15 protein-coding genes are annotated in these 17,981 nt (G+C 74.9%); 7 read left to right on the plus strand and 8 right to left on the minus strand.

Going from position 1 to position 17,981, the window contains the following annotated elements:
* The first annotated feature begins 1 nt into the window (after position 1).
* Genes ACIG0D_RS10575 through ACIG0D_RS10585 form a run of 3 tightly spaced genes read left to right on the plus strand, consistent with a single transcriptional unit; the run spans position 2 to position 4,006 of the window.
* The gene (locus ACIG0D_RS10575) at positions 2-1,177 is read left to right on the plus strand and encodes a thiolase family protein (RefSeq protein ID WP_399798267.1); all 1,176 of its coding nucleotides are present in this window, start codon (positions 2-4) and stop codon (positions 1,175-1,177) included.
* Complete coding sequence (locus tag ACIG0D_RS10580) at positions 1,174-3,099, plus strand: AMP-binding protein (protein WP_399798270.1); 1,926 nt, start codon at positions 1,174-1,176, stop codon at positions 3,097-3,099. The genes ACIG0D_RS10575 and ACIG0D_RS10580 overlap by 4 nt, the downstream gene beginning before the upstream one ends.
* Before the next feature lie 25 nt (positions 3,100-3,124).
* Positions 3,125-4,006 carry an MBL fold metallo-hydrolase gene (locus tag ACIG0D_RS10585; protein ID WP_399798272.1) on the plus strand — a complete coding sequence of 294 codons (882 nt, stop codon included), beginning with the start codon at positions 3,125-3,127 and terminating at the stop codon, positions 4,004-4,006.
* Here ACIG0D_RS10585 and ACIG0D_RS10590 read toward each other — a convergent pair.
* The 8 genes from ACIG0D_RS10590 to ACIG0D_RS10625 are packed head-to-tail and all read right to left on the minus strand — an operon-like array spanning position 3,942 to position 13,588.
* The gene (locus ACIG0D_RS10590; RefSeq protein ID WP_399798274.1) at positions 3,942-4,751 is read right to left on the minus strand and encodes a thioesterase II family protein; all 810 of its coding nucleotides are present in this window, start codon (positions 4,749-4,751) and stop codon (positions 3,942-3,944) included. The two genes, ACIG0D_RS10585 and ACIG0D_RS10590, sit on opposite strands and share 65 nt — an antisense overlap.
* Before the next feature lie 55 nt (positions 4,752-4,806).
* Positions 4,807-5,022, minus strand: coding sequence for a hypothetical protein (locus ACIG0D_RS10595; RefSeq protein ID WP_399798277.1), 216 nt, complete (start codon positions 5,020-5,022; stop codon positions 4,807-4,809).
* A complete protein-coding gene (locus tag ACIG0D_RS10600; RefSeq protein ID WP_399798279.1) occupies positions 5,019-5,258 on the minus strand; it encodes a phosphopantetheine-binding protein in 240 nt (79 codons plus the stop codon). The genes ACIG0D_RS10595 and ACIG0D_RS10600 overlap by 4 nt, the downstream gene beginning before the upstream one ends.
* On the minus strand, positions 5,255-7,201 hold the full coding sequence (locus ACIG0D_RS10605) for an HAD-IIIC family phosphatase (RefSeq protein WP_399798282.1): 1,947 nt from the start codon (positions 7,199-7,201) through the stop codon (positions 5,255-5,257). The genes ACIG0D_RS10600 and ACIG0D_RS10605 overlap by 4 nt, the downstream gene beginning before the upstream one ends.
* On the minus strand, positions 7,198-8,226 hold the full coding sequence (locus tag ACIG0D_RS10610; RefSeq protein ID WP_399798284.1) for a 3-oxoacyl-ACP synthase III family protein: 1,029 nt from the start codon (positions 8,224-8,226) through the stop codon (positions 7,198-7,200). Before ACIG0D_RS10610 ends, ACIG0D_RS10605 begins: the two co-directional genes overlap by 4 nt.
* The gene (locus ACIG0D_RS10615; protein ID WP_399798286.1) at positions 8,223-11,447 is read right to left on the minus strand and encodes a type I polyketide synthase; all 3,225 of its coding nucleotides are present in this window, start codon (positions 11,445-11,447) and stop codon (positions 8,223-8,225) included. Before ACIG0D_RS10615 ends, ACIG0D_RS10610 begins: the two co-directional genes overlap by 4 nt.
* Positions 11,444-11,737 carry an acyl carrier protein gene (locus tag ACIG0D_RS10620; protein ID WP_399798289.1) on the minus strand — a complete coding sequence of 98 codons (294 nt, stop codon included), beginning with the start codon at positions 11,735-11,737 and terminating at the stop codon, positions 11,444-11,446. Before ACIG0D_RS10620 ends, ACIG0D_RS10615 begins: the two co-directional genes overlap by 4 nt.
* Positions 11,738-11,785: 48 nt before the next feature.
* The gene (locus ACIG0D_RS10625) at positions 11,786-13,588 is read right to left on the minus strand and encodes a fatty acyl-AMP ligase (protein WP_399798292.1); all 1,803 of its coding nucleotides are present in this window, start codon (positions 13,586-13,588) and stop codon (positions 11,786-11,788) included.
* A gap of 238 nt (positions 13,589-13,826) precedes the next feature.
* On the opposite strand from ACIG0D_RS10625, the gene ACIG0D_RS10630 reads away from it, so the two are divergent.
* The 4 genes from ACIG0D_RS10630 to ACIG0D_RS10645 all read left to right on the plus strand — a co-directional run bounded on the left by ACIG0D_RS10630 (position 13,827) and on the right by ACIG0D_RS10645 (position 17,706).
* The gene (locus ACIG0D_RS10630; RefSeq protein WP_399798294.1) at positions 13,827-14,525 is read left to right on the plus strand and encodes a 4'-phosphopantetheinyl transferase family protein; all 699 of its coding nucleotides are present in this window, start codon (positions 13,827-13,829) and stop codon (positions 14,523-14,525) included.
* A 165-nt stretch (positions 14,526-14,690) separates the two neighbouring features.
* Positions 14,691-15,326: a TetR/AcrR family transcriptional regulator gene (locus ACIG0D_RS10635; protein WP_399798296.1), complete on the plus strand. Its 636-nt coding sequence runs from the start codon at positions 14,691-14,693 to the stop codon at positions 15,324-15,326.
* 33 nt (positions 15,327-15,359) lie between these two features.
* Entirely contained in the window at positions 15,360-16,580 is a 1,221-nt protein-coding gene (locus ACIG0D_RS10640; RefSeq protein WP_399798299.1) for an alpha/beta hydrolase family protein, read from the plus strand.
* Between the two features lie 307 nt (positions 16,581-16,887).
* The gene (locus tag ACIG0D_RS10645; RefSeq protein WP_399798301.1) at positions 16,888-17,706 is read left to right on the plus strand and encodes a BTAD domain-containing putative transcriptional regulator; all 819 of its coding nucleotides are present in this window, start codon (positions 16,888-16,890) and stop codon (positions 17,704-17,706) included.
* Positions 17,707-17,981: the final 275 nt, after the last annotated feature.

Raw genomic sequence — 17,981 nt, forward strand, 5'->3', positions numbered from 1 at the left:
GATGCCGTTGGACATCGCCGTCGTCGCGGGGGCCCGCACCCCGATCGGCCGGTACAAGGGCGCCCTCGCCCACGTGCCCGCGCACCGCCTCGCCGCCCTCGTCGTCCGGGAGGCCGTGGTCCGCGCCCGGACCCCGCTCGGCGCGGTGGACGAGGTGGTGCTCGGCTGCGTCGGCCAGGTCGGCCCCGAGGCGTTCAACGCCCGCCGCGCCGCCCTGGCCGCCGGACTGCCGGTGCGCACCACCGCCCACAACGTCAACCGGCTGTGCGGCTCCGGCCTTCAGGCGGTGTGGTCGGCCGCGCAGAGCCTCGCCGTCGGCGCGGCGGACGTGGCCGTGGCCGGCGGCACCGAGTCCATGACCCGTCAGCCGCTGCTGGACTACGCCGACCGCGCCCCCGACGAACTGGGCGGACCCTCCTCGATCGACGGCACCGTCTCCCTCGTCACCGACCCCTTCGGCCGCTACCCGATGGGCAGGACCGGCGAGATCGTCGCGGACCGGTACGGCATCTCCCGCGACCGGCAGGACCGCTGGGCCGAGCGGAGCCAGCGCCGCACCGCCGAAGCCGTCGCCGAGGGCCGGTTCGACGCGCAGATCGTGCCCGTCGCCACCCCGGGCGGGGTCGTCGAGCGCGACGAACACCCGCGCCCCGGCACGACCGTGGCGAAGCTCGCTTCGCTGCCCACCGTCTTCGCCGACGACGGCACCATCACCGCCGGGAACTCCGCCGGCCTCAACGACGGAGCCGCCGCCGTCCTCCTCACCCGCGTCCCCGACGTGCCCCGGGACACCGCCCCGCTGTGCCTGCTGCGCGACGTGGCCGTGACCGCGCTGGAACCGGAGATCATGGGCGTCGCCCCCGCCGAGACCATCGGCACCCTGCTGCGCCGCAACGACCTCACCCTCGACGACCTCGACCTGGTCGAACTCAACGAGGCGTTCGCGGCCCAGGTGCTGGCCGTCCTCGACACCCTGAAACTCGACCCCGACCGGGTCAACCCCAACGGCGGCGCCATCGCCCTCGGCCACCCCATCGGCGCCACCGGCACGGTCCTGCTGCTGAAGGCCGCCCACGAACTGCGCCGCACCGGCGGCCGGCTGGCCGTCGTCGCGCTGTGCATCGGCGGCGGCCAGGGCATCGCCGCGCTGATCGAGAACCCGGACGGCACCCGGTGACGGCGTACGCCTGGCATCCGTCCGCGGAGTTCACCGAGCACGGCAACATCGCCGCCTTCTGCCGCACCCACGGCGTGGACGGCGGCTACCGCGCGCTCCAGGCCCGCTCCGCCGCCGATCCCGAGTGGTACTGGGCGCGCGCGGTCGCCGACATCGGCGTCGTCTGGCACCGCCCGCCCGACCGGATCCTCGACGACAGCGGCGGCATCGCCGCCACCCGCTGGTTCCCCGGCGCCCGCACCAACCTCGCCGACTCCTGCCTCGACCGCCACGTCCGGCAGGGGCGCGGCGCGGCGCCCGTGCTGCGCTGGGAGCGGGAGGACGGACGGCGGGGACGGCTGACGTACGCGCAGGCCGCCGCGGACAGCGCCCGGGTGGCGGGCGGGCTGCGCGCCCTCGGGGTGGGGGAGGGGGACCGGGTGGCCTGCTGTCTGCCGCCCGGTCCCGAGGCCTTCGTGCTGCTCTTCGCCTGCGCCCGGCTCGGCGCGCTCCTCGTGCCCCTCTTCTCCGGCTTCGGCGCCGAGGCGATCGCCGTCCGGCTCGCCGACGCCGGGGCACGCGTCCTGGTGACCGCCCGCACCACGCGGCGCCACGGACGCGCGTACGACCTGGAGGCGGTGGCCCGCACGGCGGTCGCGGCCGTGCCGGGCGTACGGCACCTGGTCGTCGCCCCCGGCGACTGGGACCGGCTGGCCGCCGCCCCGCCCGTCGTGCCCGCCTCCCTCGACGCCGCCGCCCCGTTCCTGCTGCTGCACACCTCCGGCACCACCGGCCGCCCCAAGGGCGCGGTCCACACGCACGGCGGGTTCGCCGCGCAGGTCGGCAGCGAGACCCGCTACCACCTCGATCTGCGCCCGGACGACGTGGTGTTCTGGGTGACCGACCCCGGCTGGATCATGTTCCCGCTCGTCCTCGTCGGCACCACCCTCGCGGGCGGCTGCGTGGTGGCGTACGAGGGTGCGGTGGACCACCCGGACCCCGGGCGGCTGTGGCGGCTGCTGGCGGAGCACGGGGTGACCGTGTTCGGCAGCTCGCCCAGCCTGTCGCGGATGCTGCGGGTCCGCGGCCCGAAAGTCCCGCCCGTACCGGACCGGTTGCGGGTCCTCGGCTCCACCGGGGAGCCGTGGACGGAGGAGGCGTGGCGCTGGTACTCCGCCGAGTTCGGCGGCGGCCGATGCCCGGTGATCAACATCTGCGGCGGCACCGAGGTCGGCGGCTCGCTGCTCGCCTCCGCCCCGGTCGTGCCCCAGTCGCCGTGCTCCTTCGCCGGGCCCTGCCTCGGCATCGACGCGATCGTCGCCGACGAGACCGGCGCCGAAGTCCCCGAGGGACAGACCGGCGAGCTGGTCGTACGGCGGCCCTGGCCCGGGATGACGCGGGGGCTGTGGCAGGCGCCGGAGCGGTTCCGGGAGGCGTACTTCAGCCGCCGGCCGGGAAGTTGGTCGCACGGCGACCTGGTGTCCCGGGTGGGGGACGAGTGGTTCGTGCACGGACGCGCCGACGACGTCGTCAAGGTCGCCGGGAAGCGGCTCGGGCCCGCCGAGGCGGAGGCCGCCGTCGTCGCCGACCCCGCGGTCGCGGAGGCCTCCGCGGTGGGCGTGCCGCACCCCCTCAAGGGCGAGACGCTGTGGTGCTTCGCGGTGCCCGCGCCCGGCCGCGCCCTCGGCCCGGCGGACACCGAACGCCTCCGCGCCCGCGTCGCCACCGCCCTGGGACCCGCCTTCCGGCCCGACCGCGTGCTGGCCGTCCCCGACCTGCCCCGCACCCGCAACGGCAAGGTCATGCGCCGGCTGCTGCGCGCCCTGGTCACCGGCGACCCGCCGGGCGACACGTCCACCCTCGTCGACCCGGCCGTCCTCGACCCGATCCGCGCGGCGGTCTTAGCCGCCACGAGCACCCCCGAGAGCACGCCGACCCCGTGAACGTCCGTGATCACAAGGGAGTTCCATGCCGACGATCGACATCCTGCTGCCCGGCTTCGCCGTCGACACCGACCAGGGATACCCGGCCTTCTGCGGGGTCTTCCTGGTCCGCGGCCCGGACGCCACCGGGCGGGCCCGCAACGTACTGGTCGACGCCGCGCACGTCGGCCGCCGCCCGTTCCTGTGGGACGCGCTGGCCGCGCACGGCCTGACCGCCGCCGACATCGACACCGTCGTCCTCACCCACGCCCACTGGGACCACGTCCAGAACATCGACCTGTTCCCGCACGCCACCCTCGTCCTGCACGGCGACGAACGGCGCTACGCCCACACCCCGCACGCCAACGACTGGGCCACGCCCGCCTGGACGGGCCTGCTCCTGGAGCAGCTGCCCGTCCGTGAGGTCGCCGACGGCGAGCGGATCATCCCCGGTGTCGAGGTGATCGCCCTGCCCGGGCACTCGCCCGGCAGCATCGGCGTCGTCGTCGACACCGACGCGGGCCGCGCCACCATCACCGGTGACGCCCTGCACTTCGCGTACGTCGCCCGCACCCGGCGCAACCCGCTGGTGTTCTGGGACGCCGACGCCGCCGCCCGCAGCATCGACCGGGCGCTGGCCGTGTCCGACGTGATCTACCCCGGCCACGACCGGCCCTTCCGGCTCACCCGGGACGGCGCCGTCGACTACCTCGCGGACTTCTCCCTCACCCTCACCGGGCTGCGCCCCGACACCCCGGGCCTCACCTTCGCGGACGGCACCTCCCGGCCGGTGTGGACCATGCCCGGCATCCAGGACCAGCGCGGCCTGTACGAGAAGAACGCGGACGAGATCGCGCGGCGGATCAGCCGGGTGCCGCGGGTGGTGCGTCCGTCGGGGCCGCCACCAGCCGGGCCAGCGACCGGTTGAGCAGCGCGAAGAACGGCTCCGGGGCCTCGCGCGGGAAGAAGTGACCGCCGGGGACGGACACGAGGCGGAAGTCCCGCACGTACCGCCCCCAGGCCCGCACCCCCTCCGGGTCGACCAGCGCGTCGCCGGTGCCGGTGAACGCCTCGGCCCGCACCGGCAGCCGGGCCCCCGCGTCCCCCGGGTCCGGCAGACCCGCGCGATGGTGGCTCGCGCAGATCCGCAGATCGTCCCGGACCACCGGCAGCAGCACCCGCAGCCAGTCCTCCCGCTCCAGGAAAACCGGGTCGAGACCGCCGAAGTCCCCCAGCGCGCGGGCCAGTCCGACATCGTCGTAGGCGTCCGGGCGGGGCAGCGTGGGCGTGCGGTGCGGGGCCGCGTACGCCCCCAGGAACAGCGTCTCCGGTCCGCGCCCGCCGGCCCGCAGCCGCGCCGCCGTCACCCCGGCGGCCAGCAGCGCGCCCATGCTGTGCCCGTACGCCGCCCAGGGCCCCGCGTCGAGCAGCGCCCCCAGCTCCCCGTCCAGCGCCGCCACCGCCTCCCCGGCGTCCTGGAAGCGGCGCTCCCGGAACCGGCCCTCGCGCCCCGGCAGCTGCACCGGCAGCACATCCACCCCGGCCGGCACCCGGCCCTGCCACGACGCGAAGAACGAGGCCCCGCCGCCCGCGTGGTGAAAACACAGCAACCGCAGCCGTGCCCCGGCGCGCGGCGCCCGCACCAGACACGGAGCGAACACGTCCGTCGTCATGCCCGCCCTCCGGCGCACACCCGGCGTCGGCCCGTCGCGGCCGGCTCCGCCGGGGTCACCGGGCCGCTCCCCTCCGACCCGCGGGCCGCGGCTGCCGCGGCACGGGGTCGACAGCGGGTGGAGCGGTGCCGCGGCGAGGGGTGAGCAGGCGGGCCAGGGCGGGTGGGCAGACGATCTCCAACTGGGTGTCGAGGAACAGGGCGTGGAAGCGCAGGCACGGCTCGGTGCCCTCGGTGAGCGGGGTGCCCTCGGTGGGCGGGCGGGGCGTCATCGGGCCGTCACCGCCTCGTACAGCCGGCGGAACGTGCGAGCCTCCAGCAGGTCCACCACCGGGATCCGCCGGCCGAGGGTGCTCTCGGCGACGGTCACCAGGCGGAGCAGCAGGACCGAGTCCCACTCGGGGAAGTCGTCCAGCGGCCGGTCCAGGTCGTCGGGGCCGACGAGCAGCCCCAGTTCCTCCTCCAGCAGGGTGCGGAAGGCGGCGGTGTCGTCGAGTGCGGTGGTCATGGGCGGTCTCCGTCCGTGGTCGTGTCGAGCGGTTCGAACATGGCGCGCAGGCGCAGATGGGCCGGGGCGGGCGGGACGTCCTCCAGGTCGTGCCGGAAGCGCACGGCGTCCGCGTCGTCCGGGTCGGCGGCCACGGCGGTGAACCCGTGTTCGGCGTAGAAGCCGGCGAAGGCGGTGTTGCGCGGCGAGGGCACATAGCGGCCCGCCACCCACCGCACCCCGGCCGAACGCGCGAAGTCCAGCACGGCCGCCACGCACCCCGCCTCGATGCCACGGGCGAACACCCGGCAGCTCAGCACGAAGTTGTCGACGCTCAGGCCCTCGCCGTCCCGCCGCAGGAACAGCGCCCCGACCAGCCCGTGGTCGCCGAACCGGTCCCGCGCCCGCACCGCGATCACCTGCCGGCCGGGCCGCTCCCGCCAGGCGGCGACCTCCGGCACCTGGAGGCGTTCGGTCGCCAGATGGAACTGGTTGGTGCGCAGGGTGAGCTGCGAGACCCGGGCCAGCTCCGCCTCCTCGGGCGGGCGCAGCTCCAGCTCGATGCCCAGCCCGTCCAGATACTCCTGGTAGGACCCGGTGTCCTCGCGGAACTCCTGCCGCAACGCCTCGGTGCGATAGCGGCCGGCCCGCTCCAGATCGGCCTCGGTCAGCTCGAACAGGTCGAACCAGCCGTCCGCGAGCAGCGCCGACGGGTGCAGCGCGGGCTCCTCGTCGACCCGCACCACCGCCACCTCCGGCAGCCGCTCGGCGACCAGCCCGCACTCGAAGAGGCTGTCGTCGACGAAGACGAAGCCGTCCAGACCGAGCCCCAGCCGGTCGGCGATGTCCCGCAGATTGTCGTGCTTGGCCTTCCAGTTGGCGTTGACGCGGACGAAGTCGTCCTCGCGCAGCACCATCGAGGGATGGGTGCGCAGCACCTCCCGCACCAGGGCGTCGTCGTTCTTGCTGCTGACAGCGAGCAGCACCCCCTGCGAGCCGAGCTGCGCGACCGTGCGCTGGAACTCCTGGAACGCCTCGCCGCGCAGCCCGCCGCCCAGCTCGATCCCACCGGGCCCGGCCTCGCCGAGCACCCCGCCCCACAGCGTGCCGTCCAGATCCAGCACCAGCACCTTGCGGGTGCGGCCGAGCCGGGCCCGTACGACATGCCCGGCCTCCCGGGCGTAGGCGGCGAGCAGCGGACCGGACAGCCGGGCCCGCGCGTACTGCGCGGTGCGCGGCTCGACCGCCGGGACCCCCTCGGCGAGCAGCGGATCGAGATCCACGGTCACCACGCCCGGGTGGCGTTCCGCCAGCTCCAGCAACCCGCTGTTGAACTCCCGCCACACCGCGCCGAGCCGCGCCCGCGAGCGCAGGTCGATGAGCTGGTGGCTGAAGCGGCGGGGCAGCGGCACGGTGTTGAGGACGAGCAGCCCGCGCCCGGCCTCCTGGTGGGCGCGCACCGCACCGGCGAGCAGCGCCAGCCGGGCCCGCGCCGCGGCCTCGACGTCCGCGGCCCGCCACTCCACGCCGACCTCGTCGAAGACGGTGTGCGCGTCGAGCAGGCAGAGCGTGAGCTGCGGCTGCGCGCCGCCGGCGGGGCGCATCAGATCCTGGAGGTACGACCCGTACGGCGCGACCTCGGCCGCCAGGAGCAGCCCGTGCCGGGCCAGTTCGGCGGTGAGCGGCGCCACCAGTGGCGCCACCGTGGAGTGCCCGGTGAGCGCCACCCGCACCACCGTCACCTCCGGCGCGTGCCGGCTCACCTCCTCCGGATCGACCCGGGCCAGCAGTTGCCCGGCGGCCGGCAGGTCGGCCGGGGGCATCCGCGCCAGCAGCCCCCGTACGGCCCCGTACTCGGCGGCGAGCTTCCCGGACCGGTGCAGCGCGCGCAGCGCGGACAGGGCACCGGGGTCGTGCCACCCGCCGGCGGACTCGGCGGGCGGTGCGGCGTACGTCTGGGTCATGACCGCTCCAATGCGATACCGGACTTGATCCACTTGCTGGACTCCACGGCCACCGCGATGGCCCGCCCCGGCGCGTCCCACTGCCGCAGCAACTCGTCGAGCTGGAGGAACGGCAGGGCGTTGCCGTTGTTGCCGACGTGCCGCACCACGTTGACGCGGCGGGCGTCCGGCGCGGGCAGATCCGCGGAGATACGGTCGCTCATCCGCCCGGACAGCTGCGGCGGCAGCAGGAAGTCCACGTCGTCGGCGCCCCAGCCCAGGTCCTCCAGGAGCTCCCAGAACATCTGCCGGGCCAGTACCGGGACCGTCTCCTCGATCGCCTTGTAGTCCTCGGAGACGGCGATGCGGTCGCTGTACCGGTCGCCCAGCCCGAACCAGTCGATGACCTGTCCGGGCTCCCGGCCCAGGCCCACCAGCCGGTTGAGTACCTGGCGCACTGCGATGCCCTGCCCGACCGGTTCGGCGCTGAGCACGGCGGCGCCGGCCCCGTCGCCGAACAGCGCGTAGTTGACGAGTTCGGCGGAGGAGCGGGTGCCCGGGTCGAAGTCGGTCTCCAGATGTTTGGCGCACACGTCGCCGCCGATCACCAGCACGGTCCGGCAGCGCCCCGCGAGCAGCAGCGTGCGCGCCAGGTCCAGGGCCTGCACGGCGCCCGCGCAGCCCGACTGGAGCTGGTAGGTGGGCACGTTGTCGATGCCGAGCCGGTCCGCGACCAGGTTCACGGTCGCCGGCATCAGCTGGTCGGGCGTGGCCGTGCCCATGACGATGCCGTCGATGTCGTACGGCTCCAGACCGGCGTCCGCGAGCGCCCGGTCGGCGGCGGTCGCCGCGAGGTCGGCCAGGGTGTGCCGGACCTGGCCGGTGGCCAGGTCGACGGCGAAGTGGCGGCTGACGTTGCCGATGAACATCTCGGCCCACGTCTCGTCGACGCCGACGAGCTTGGCCAGGGTCGCGTTGTCCACCGGCTCGCCGGGCAGGCACGTGCCGACCGAGGCGAGGTGCGCGGTGGGGATGGGCTCGGTCATCGGGTTCCCTCCAGGGCGGTGTGGCGGTCGCGCAGATACCGGACGAGGTCGCCCACCGTGCGCAGGGCGGCGAGCAGTTCCTCGACCGGGAGCGTGCCGAGCCGCGGCAGCTCGTGCTCGACACGGGCCTTCAGCTCCATCACGCGGATCGAGTCGAAGCCCAGGTCCTCGTGGAGCCGGGAGTCGTCCCGCACCTGCTCCGGCGCGTGGCCCCCGATCCGGCAGACCAGCGCGCGCGTGAGTGCTTCCAGCGACTCGGTGCCCTCGCTCGGCGGGGCCGGCTCGCGGAGGCCGGGCCGGTCGTGCGGACCGGCAGCCGGTGCTTCCGCGTCGGACGGCGAAACCGCTCCGGGCAGGCCCGTAGGTGTCGCTTCCTCCGCGCCATGCGGCCGGGTCGCCTCCGTGTCCGTGCCGTGCGGCCGGGCCGGTTCGTCCGGGTGCGGACCGGGGGCCCCGGGGCGGGCGGGGGTGTCGCCGGAGCGCCAGGAGCGGAACGTGTCGTCGAAGGCGTACGGCGGCAGCCGCCGGGGCACGCGGTCGGCCTCCGGGTAGAGCACGTCCCACTCCGGGGTGAGCCCGGCGCACCACAGCTCGCCCAGCAACTGCTGGGGCCGGTATGCGGGCGCGTGCTCGCCGGGGTGGGCGGCGTGCAGGCTCGCCGTACGGCCGGTGTCCGCCGTCAGCCGCGCCAGCAGCGGGGTGAGCACCGCGCGCGGCCCGATCTCCACCACATGCGTGACCCCGCCCGCCAGCAACTCCCCGGCGGCCTCGGCGAATCGGACCGGCGCGGTGATCTGCCGCGCCCAGTAGTCGGCGTCCAGCCGCTCCTCACCGCTCAGCGCACGGCCGTACACCGTGGAGAACACCGGCAGCTCCGACCGCCGCGCGGCCACCTCGGCGCACTCGGCGCGGAACTCGGCCACCACGGGCCGCATCAGCGGCGAGTGGAAGGCGTGCGAGACGTCGAGCCGCCGCACCGCCACCCCACGCCCCCGCAGCTCCTCCTCCACGGCGGCCAGGTCGCGCAGATCCCCGGAGATCACCGTGGAGCGCGGCCCGTTCACGGCGGCCACGGCCAGCCGGGGCCGGTCCGCCACCAGCTCCTGCGCGCTCGCCGCGTCGAGCGCCGCCGCGAGCATCCCGCCGTCCGCCGGCAGCTCGTCCATGAGCGCCCCGCGCCGGGCGACCAGCCGCGCGGCGTCCGCCGGATCGAGCGCCCCGGCGGCCACGGCGGCGGCGAACTCCCCGACGCTGTGCCCCAGGACGTACGCCGGCCGGATCCCGGCCTCCGCCAGCGTCGCCGCCATCGCGTACCCGACCGCGAACAGCGCCGGCTGGGCGAGCCGCGCCCGGTGCACCTCCGGGTCCCCGTCGAGCACCACCTCGCGCACCGAGCGCCCCGTGTACGGGACGAGCAGCTCGTCGACCGCGTCGAAGTGGCGGGCGTAGGCGGGGCACGCGCCGTACCAGGAGGCCGCCATCCGCGGATGCTGGGCGCCCTGCCCGGTGAACGCGAACGCCACCGACGGCACCGGCCCCCGCACGCCGTCCGGCGCGTCCCGTTCCCCGGCCCGTTCGGCCGCCGCGCGCAGCCCCGCGACCAGCGTGGGCAGATCGGCCGCCGCGACGGCCGCCCGGTGCGGCAGCCGGGACTTGACCCGGTTGCTGGTCCAGCACAGCTGCGCCAGCCGGCCCTCCGGGCGGCGCGCCAGCCCCTCGGCCTGGGCGAGCAGATTGGCGCGCAGCCGCTCCGGGGTGCGCGCGGACACGGTGAACACGCCTGGCGCGCCCGGCGTGCCGCCGTGCACCACGCGGGGCGCGCCGGCCAGCACCGCGTGCGCGTTGGTGCCGCCCATGCCGAAGCTGCTCACCGCCGCGTGCACGGGCCCGGGCGGCAGCCGCAGCGGCGCCCTGGGCAGCGTCAGCCGCCGCCCGGCGAGATCCAGCTTCGGGTTCTCCCGCTCGGCGAACCGGCTCGGCGGCACCGTCCGGTGGTGCAGCGCCAGCACCGCCTTGACCAGGCCCGCGATCCCGGCGGCGCCCTCGGCGTGCCCGATGTTGCTCTTCACCGAGCCCAGCGCCACACTCCCCGCGCGCCGCCCGGCGGTCAGCTCGCCCAGCGCCTGGGCCTCGATGTGGTCGCCGAGCAGGGTGCCGGTGCCGTGCGCCTCCACGAACCGGATGTCGTCGGCCGTCACCCCGGCCCGCCGCCACACCGATTCGACGAGCCGCTGCTGCGCCCAGCGGCTGGGCGCGGTGATGCCGTTGCTGCGGCCGTCCTGGTTGGTGCCGGTCTCCTTCAGCACCGCGTACACCGGCTGACGGTCCGCCAGCGCGTCCCGCAGCCGGCGCAGCACCAGCACGGCCACCCCCTCCGCGCGGCCGATGCCGTCGGCGTCGGCGCTGAACGGCTTGCAGCGGCCGTCGGGCGCCGACAGCCCGGCCTGGGCGTAGAAGATGTTCAGCACCGGCGTCATGATCAGGTTGGTGCCGGCGGCCAGCGCGTGGTCGCACTCGCCCGAGCGCAGCGCGTTCACCGCCAGATGCACGGCGACCAGCGAGGACGAGCAGGCGGTGTCCACGGCGAGGCTCGGTCCGCGCAGGTCGAGGTGGTACGAGACCCGGTTGGCGCCCATGAAGTAGCCGTTGCCGGAGCCGTGCCGGGCGGTGATCCGGTCGTAGTCGCCGAGCTGGAGGAACGCCCACTCGTTGGCCATCACCCCGACGAACACGCCGGTGTCGGTGCCCGCCAGGTCCTGTGGCGCGATCGTCGCGTCCTCCAGGGCCCGCCACGCGCACTGGAGCAGCAGCCGCTGCTGCGGGTCCATCGCCTCCGCCTCGCGCGGGGCGATCCCGAAGAAGCCGGGGTCGAAGGCGTCGGGGTCGTCGATGAACCCGCCGCGGGTGGTGTTGGTACGGCCCGCGGGGCGCGGCCCGGCCGGGCCGCCGGCGGGGGAGCCACCGGGAGAGCCGTCCGCCGGTGCGTACCAGCGGTCGGCGTCCCACCGCCCGGCGGGGACCCGGCCGGTGCCGTCGCGCCCGTCCCGCAGCAGGGACCAGAACTCGGCCGGGTCGCGGGCGCCGGGGAAGCGGCAGTCCAGACCGACGACGGCGATGGGCTCACGCTCGGCCGGCGCGGTTCGTGACGCCTCGGGCGATTCGGGACGCTGTGGTCCGACCGCCCCCTTCCGTGGTGTCTCGGGCGTCCCGCTCCCCGTCATGAGCGGCCCTCGGCGGACAGCCGTTCGGCGAGGTGGTCGGTGATGGCTCGCACGGTCGGGTAGTCGTAGGCGATCGTCGGGGCGACCGGGATGCGGTAGCGCTCCTCGATCTCGCCGCAGACGCTGATCGCGGCGACCGAGTCGATGCCGTAGTCGGCGAGCGGGGTGTCCGGGTCGATCTCCTCGGGGGTCGTGTGCAGATGGAAGGCCACGCGTTCGGTCAGCCAGGGCACGAGGTCGGCGGCCGAACGGCGGTCCAGGGGCGTACGGGTGTCAGGGGCGATGCTCATAGCCTGCTTCTCTCTTGGCGGGTCGGCGGCGGTTCCGAGCGGCTGTTCTCAGAGGCGGGAGGGCTCCGCGGCCGGGGCCGTCGCCGGGAGCAGCGCGGCGACCGGCGGGGTGAGCCGCTGGTGCAGCACGGGCAGGGCGCCGTCGAGGAAGAGCTGCCGCATCAGCACCCGCTGGGTCTTGCCGCTGGTGGTCTTGCGGATGACGCCCTGCCGGACCAGCACCACACTCACCGCGGCCAGCTGGAACCGGCGGCTGAGCAGCGCCTGCACCCCGGCCGCCAGCCGGATCGGGTCGACGTCGTCGGCGACGCGGTTGCGCAGCTCCTGCACGACGACGACATGGGAGCGCTCGTCGGCCCCCGTGACGGTGAACACCGCGCCGCCGCCGCGCCGGAAGGCGTCCTCGGCGTCCTGCACGGCCTGCTCGATGTCCTGCGGGTAGAGGTTGCGGCCGTGCTGGATCAGCATCTCCTTGATCCGGCCGGTGACGTACAGCTCGCCGTCCAGCAGCGCCCCCAGGTCGCCGGTGCGGAAGTACCCGGTGCGGCCGTCGGCCGTCGCCGCCCGGAACGTCTCGGCGGTCAGCGTCTCGCGGTTCCAGTAACCGGCGGCCACCGACGGGCCGCGCAGCCAGATCTCGCCGACCCGGCCGTCGGGCAGCGCCTCCACGGAGACCGGGTCCGCGATCAGCACCTCGGTGTCCTTCGGCCGGCCGCAGGCGACCAGGGTGCGGGCGGGCCGGTCGCTGCGCGCGGGCCGCAGCTCGTCGCGCTCCAGCGCGTGCGCGTCCACGGTGAGTTCGAGATGGGGGGACTCGGTGTCGCCGCTGGAGACCAGCAGCGTGTTCTCCGCCAGCCCGTACGACGGCAGGATCGCCTCGGGCCGCAGCCCGTTGCCCGCGAAGCGCCGGACGAACGCGCGCACGGTCTCCGCGCGCACCGGCTCGGCCCCGTTGAGCGCCACCCGCAGACTGGACAGGTCCAGGTCGGCGGACTGCTCCTCGGTGATCCGGCGCACGCACAGCTCGTAGCCGAAGTCGGGTGACGCGGTGCCCTCCACCCGGTAGTCGTGGATCATCCGCAGCCAGCGGTGCGGCTGTTTGACGAACGCGATCGGCGACATCTGGACGCTGGTGCCGCCCACCCACAGCGGCTGGAGCGTCATCCCGATGAGCCCCATGTCGTGGTAGAGCGGCAGCCAGCTGCCCGCCACCACGCCGTCCGGGGTCCGCATCGCCGTGCGGATCGCCTCCTCGTTGGCGGCGAGGTTGGCGTGGGTGACCATCACCCCCTTCGGCTCGCTGGTCGAGCCCGAGCTGTACTGGAGGAACGCCACGTCGTCGTCCCTGACCCGGGGCGGGGTCCACAGGTCCGGGTCGGCGTCGCCCTCGTCGTCCCCCTCGGCCGCCGCGAGGCACACCACGTCCCGCTCGCCGGCGGCGGTCAGCCAGGCGCCGATCGGCTGCCGGTACTCGGGCAGCGTGAGCACGGCCCCCACGCGCGCGTCCCGCAGGATGCCGCTGACCCGCGCCAGCCGCTCGCCCGGCTCGTCGGGCAGCGGGGCCGGGATCGCCGTACGGCCCGCGTAGAAGCAGCCCAGGAACGCGGTGACGAAGTCCAGGGTCGGCGGATACAGCAGCAGGACCGGGCGGGCCGGGTCGCCCTTGGCCGACTGCCGCAGCCGGGTCGCCACCACCCGGGCCCGCCGGTCGAGTTCGGCGTAGGTGAGACGTTGCGGCCGCAGGCCGGGGCCGTCCTCGTGCAGATACACGAACGCGGCACGCTCGGGGTGACGGTCCACGCCGTGGCGTACGGCGTCCGTCAGGGTTCGGTGCTGGAACTGGTGCGGCACAGGCAGTCCTCTCACGATCGGGTCGGCACCGAGTGCCATCCGGTGTGACCAGCCTTGGTGAGGGTTGAAAAGCCTGTGTAAAGCGGAAATTGCGGCGCACGTCACGGGGCGGAGGTGCGGGGGTACGGTCCGTGCTGGCACCCGGTGCCGAGGGTGGTGGTCCGGGAGGCGGGGCGTACGAGGGTGGAGGTGGGGTTACATGCGCGGAGACGGCGTACAGGCGGGGAAGAGCGCCGATGTGGCTGACGCACCGTTACTCGTCGGCCCTGTGAGGCCGGGTGAGCGCCGGGCGGGCAGGGCGGTGCGGGAGGCCGTACGGCGGCACGGGTACGCGGTGTGCCACGGGCGGGTAGCGGACTGGGCGCGGGCCGCCGGACCGGCCCCGGACGTCGCCGGACTGCTCGGCGCGGACCTGCCGCGGTACCGGGCCGCGCGCGAACCCGCCGTCAGGGAGCGGCTGGTGGGCTCCCGCGTGCTGCTCCGGTGGGCCGTCGCCGCGGCGGGCGGCACCGCGCCCGAGCGGGTACGGCTCGGCCGGGACGGACGCGGGCGGCCGGTGGTGCGTGCCCCCTCCGGGCTGGACGCGGGGCTCGCCCACACCGCGGACACGCTGGTCGTCGGGGTGGCCTGCGGGCGGCTGATCGGCGTGGACGTCGAGGCCCGGAACCGCTCCCTGCTCACCCTGGCCGGAAAGATCTGCCACCCCGCGGAACTCGCGGAGCTGCGGGGGCTGCCGCCGGGAGAGCGGAACGCGCGGCTGCTGCGGCTGTGGACGCTGAAGGAGGCGTACACCAAAGCGCTCGGCGTCGGACTGGCGCGGGACTTCACGTCACTGCACACCGAACTCCTCGGCGCGGACTGGTGGTTGGGTTGCGGGGAGGCCGCCGGCGGACTCCTGGTCGCCGTGGCGGTGGGGCCGGACGGACCCGGGCGGTAGCGCCGGGAGACCCACCCGTGTTTCGAGTCAAAGATGTTTCGATACACCATTGACTCGATTGTCCGGCGGGTCTAGCGTCGAACGCGGGCCGCCCCACACCGTGCGCGCCGCCCCGACCGCCGTACGCCGGACGCCTCTTGGCGTGGCCCATCTCACGGAGGCCCCATGTCCACACCGCCCCGACTCGACCGCGCCCACCGGGGCGGCCGACGGCGCGACCCCGCGGCCGACCGGGCCATCCTCGACGGCACCCTCGCCCTGCTCGGCGAGGGACACAGCTTCGCCGAGCTGTCCATGGACCTGGTCGCCCAGCGGGCCGGGGTCGCCCGTGCCACCGTCTACCGGCGCTGGCGCAACAAGGAGGAACTGGTCCTCGCCGCGCTCGGCTCCCTCGACCTGCCCGTGCCGCCGCTGGACGGGCTGGGACTGCGGGAGAAACTGGTCACCCTCGTCGACCAGCTGCGCCACCGCGGCCAGGACACCCCGCTGCACCGGCTGATCGGCAGCCTCCTCGGCGAGGCCGTACGCCGGCCCCACCTGGTGGCGCGGTTCGAGGAGACCGTCGTCGCCGCCCGGCGCGAGGCCCTGAGCGAAGTCCTGCGCGAGGGCGTCGCGAGCGGGGAACTGCGCGCCGGACTCGACCCGGACGACGCCGTCGAACTGCTCGTCGGCCCGATGGCCTCCCGGCTGATCCTGCGTCAACGCCCCGTCGACTCCGTCGCGTTCGCCGAGACGATCGTCGACACCTTCCTGAACGGAACCCGTGCGCACCCCGCCGGGACGGACCCCGGCACGCCGTAGGAGCACCTCCCCGACGCTTCAGGAGCCGCTGCCATGACCTTCCTCTTCGACGACCCCGCCTTCGACTACCAGGCCCTGCGCACCGCCGGATACGCCGACTACGGCGGTGCGCAGCTCGGCGAGGTCGTCGCGGTCGCCTCCCGCATCCCCGACGGCGACACCGAGGCCTGGCGGCGGGCGTGGACGGCGCTCGCCGAGCGCGTCCACCGCCTCGGCGCCGCCGCCCGCGGCGACGGCCGCACCGTGGACGCCCGGGCCGCCCTGCTGCGCGCGCACAACTACTACCGCACCGCCGAGTTCTTCCAGCGCGACGACCCGCTCGACCCCGAGGCGCTGCGCCTGATGCGGCTGTCCCGGGAGACCTTCGCCGACGCCGCCGAACTCATGGACCGGCCGCCCGAGTTCGTCCGCATCCCCTACGAGGACACCTCGCTGCCCGGTTACCTCTACCGCGCCGCCGACGACGGCACCGGCAGTCCCCGTCCGCTCGTCATCCACCACGGCGGCATCGACTCCACCCTGGAGGAGGGCTGGTTCTTCGTCGCCGCGGCGGCCCTCGCCCGCGGCTACGACTGCCTGTGCTTCGAGGGCCCCGGACAGGGCTCCGTCCTGCGCGACCAGGGCCTGGTGTTCCGGCCGGACTGGGAGCGGGTGGTCACCCCGGTGGTCGACTACGCGCTGGACCTGCCCGGCGTCGACCCCGACCGGGTGGTGCTGATGGGCACCAGCCTCGGCGGGCTGCTCGCGGTGCGGGCCGCGGCGTTCGAGCACCGGCTGGCCGGCTGCGTCGCCCACGACGCCGTCTGGCAGCTCGGCGACGTCGTGGCGCTGCCGCCGTTCGTGCTGGAGTGGGTCGAGCAGGGCTGCGACGACTTCGCCGACCCGGTGATGTGGGGCATCGCCGCCCAGCAGACCTTCACCCGCTGGTTGCTGCGCCAGGCGCTGTGGACGTTCGGCGCCGCCACCCCCTCCCGACTGCTGCGCACCCTGCCCGCGTTCGGGCTGTCCGAGGTGATCGGGCAGGTGCGCTGCCCGGTGCTCGTGCTCGACGCCGAGGAAGACCTGTTCTTCGCCGGACTCGAGCACGCCAAGAAGGTCTACACCGGCCTGAACGCGCCGAAGACGCTCCACGTCTTCACGGCCGACGAGGGCGGCGGCGCGCACTGCCACTCCGGCGCGATGCACCTCTTCCACGACCGGCTCTTCTCCTGGCTGGACCGCACGCTCGGCGGGGAGCGGCCCATGGCGGCGTGACCCGGGGCGCCGACGCGCCACGACGCGGACAGCGACAGCCCGGCCCGCCCTCCGGCGCGGCCCGGGCTGTCGGCGTTTTCCGCCGCCCCCGGAAATGGCCGAATTCTTTACCGCCGAGGGATCGGAACCGGGCAACTTCCGTTCGCCTTAATGCCGGTGTAACGAGGTGGGACTGGTATCGGGCAGGGAGCTGGCATAGGCTTCCGGCGAAAGCAGATACCATCGAGTAATAGACGTCCCGGACCTGGGGACGGACGGGGGAACCGGACTTTTAGTTGAATGCGCACCGCGCATTCGGGGGGTAGTTGTGTCCCTGTCCTCTGTACCGGCCGACCAACCGCTGCGCTACGAACTGCTGGGCCGGCTGCGGATCATCCGCGGCCGCGTCGACCTGACGCCCGAGGCGCCCAAACTCGCCAAACTGCTCGCCCTTCTGCTGGTCAGGGCGGGGCAGGCGGTACCCGGGGAGAGGCTCGTGGCGGAGCTGTGGGAACACGAGCCGCCACGGTGTGCCCATGCGAGCCTGCGGGTGTACGTCTCGCAGTTGCGGAAACTTCTGAGCGGACCGAGGGGCGGGTCCCCGATCGTCACCACATCGCCCGGATACATTCTCGACGTCAGCGGCGCGATGACCGATTTCCAGGAATTCGAGGCGCTGTACGAGCACGGCCGGGAGCGCTACTTCGCGGCCGATTTCCGGCAGGCGTGCGAACTGCTCCGCCGGGCGCTGAACCGGTGGCGCGGCCCGGTTCTGGAAGGCCTGCCGGGATCTCTGGCGATCGAGTCGTTCGCCGCGGTGCAGGAGGAGAAACGGCTGAACTGCACCGAACTGGGCATCGACGCGGCGCTGGCGATCGGCCGCCACCACGAGGTGATCGAGGAACTGAAGGGCCTCCTCGTCCACCACCCGCTGCGCGAGCCGTTCTACCGCCAGCTCATGGCCGCGCTGTACCGGGCGGGCCGCCAGGGCGACGCCCTCGGCGTCTACCATCACGCCCGCCGCGTCATCAGAGAGGAACTGGGCGTCGAACCCGGCCCGTCCCTCCGCCTCGCCCAGGAAGCCATCCTCCGCGCCGACCCGTCCCGCCTCCAGCAGGCGGGAGTCCTCCCGGCGGCGACACCCTGACCGACGGCATCCCGTCCGGCCGGGGGCGGCGGGCGGGATGCCGCCGACGGGCGGTCGCGGGTCGCTGGCGAGGCAGGGTGTGCCGGGGGCCGGCGAGGCAGGGTGTGCCGGGGGGCCAGCGAGGCGGGGTGTGCCGGGGGTGGGGACCCGGCGAGGCGGCGTGTGCGGGGAGTGGGCCCGGCGAGGAACCGTGTGCGGGAGTGGGCCCGGCGAGGAGCCGTGTGCGGGTGGTTGGGGTCCGGCGAGGAGCCGTGTGCGGGTGGTTGGGGTCCGGC

The sequence above is a fragment of the Streptomyces sp. NPDC052773 genome (assembly GCF_044547145.1).
Classification (GTDB): Bacteria; Actinomycetota; Actinomycetes; order Streptomycetales; family Streptomycetaceae; genus Streptomyces.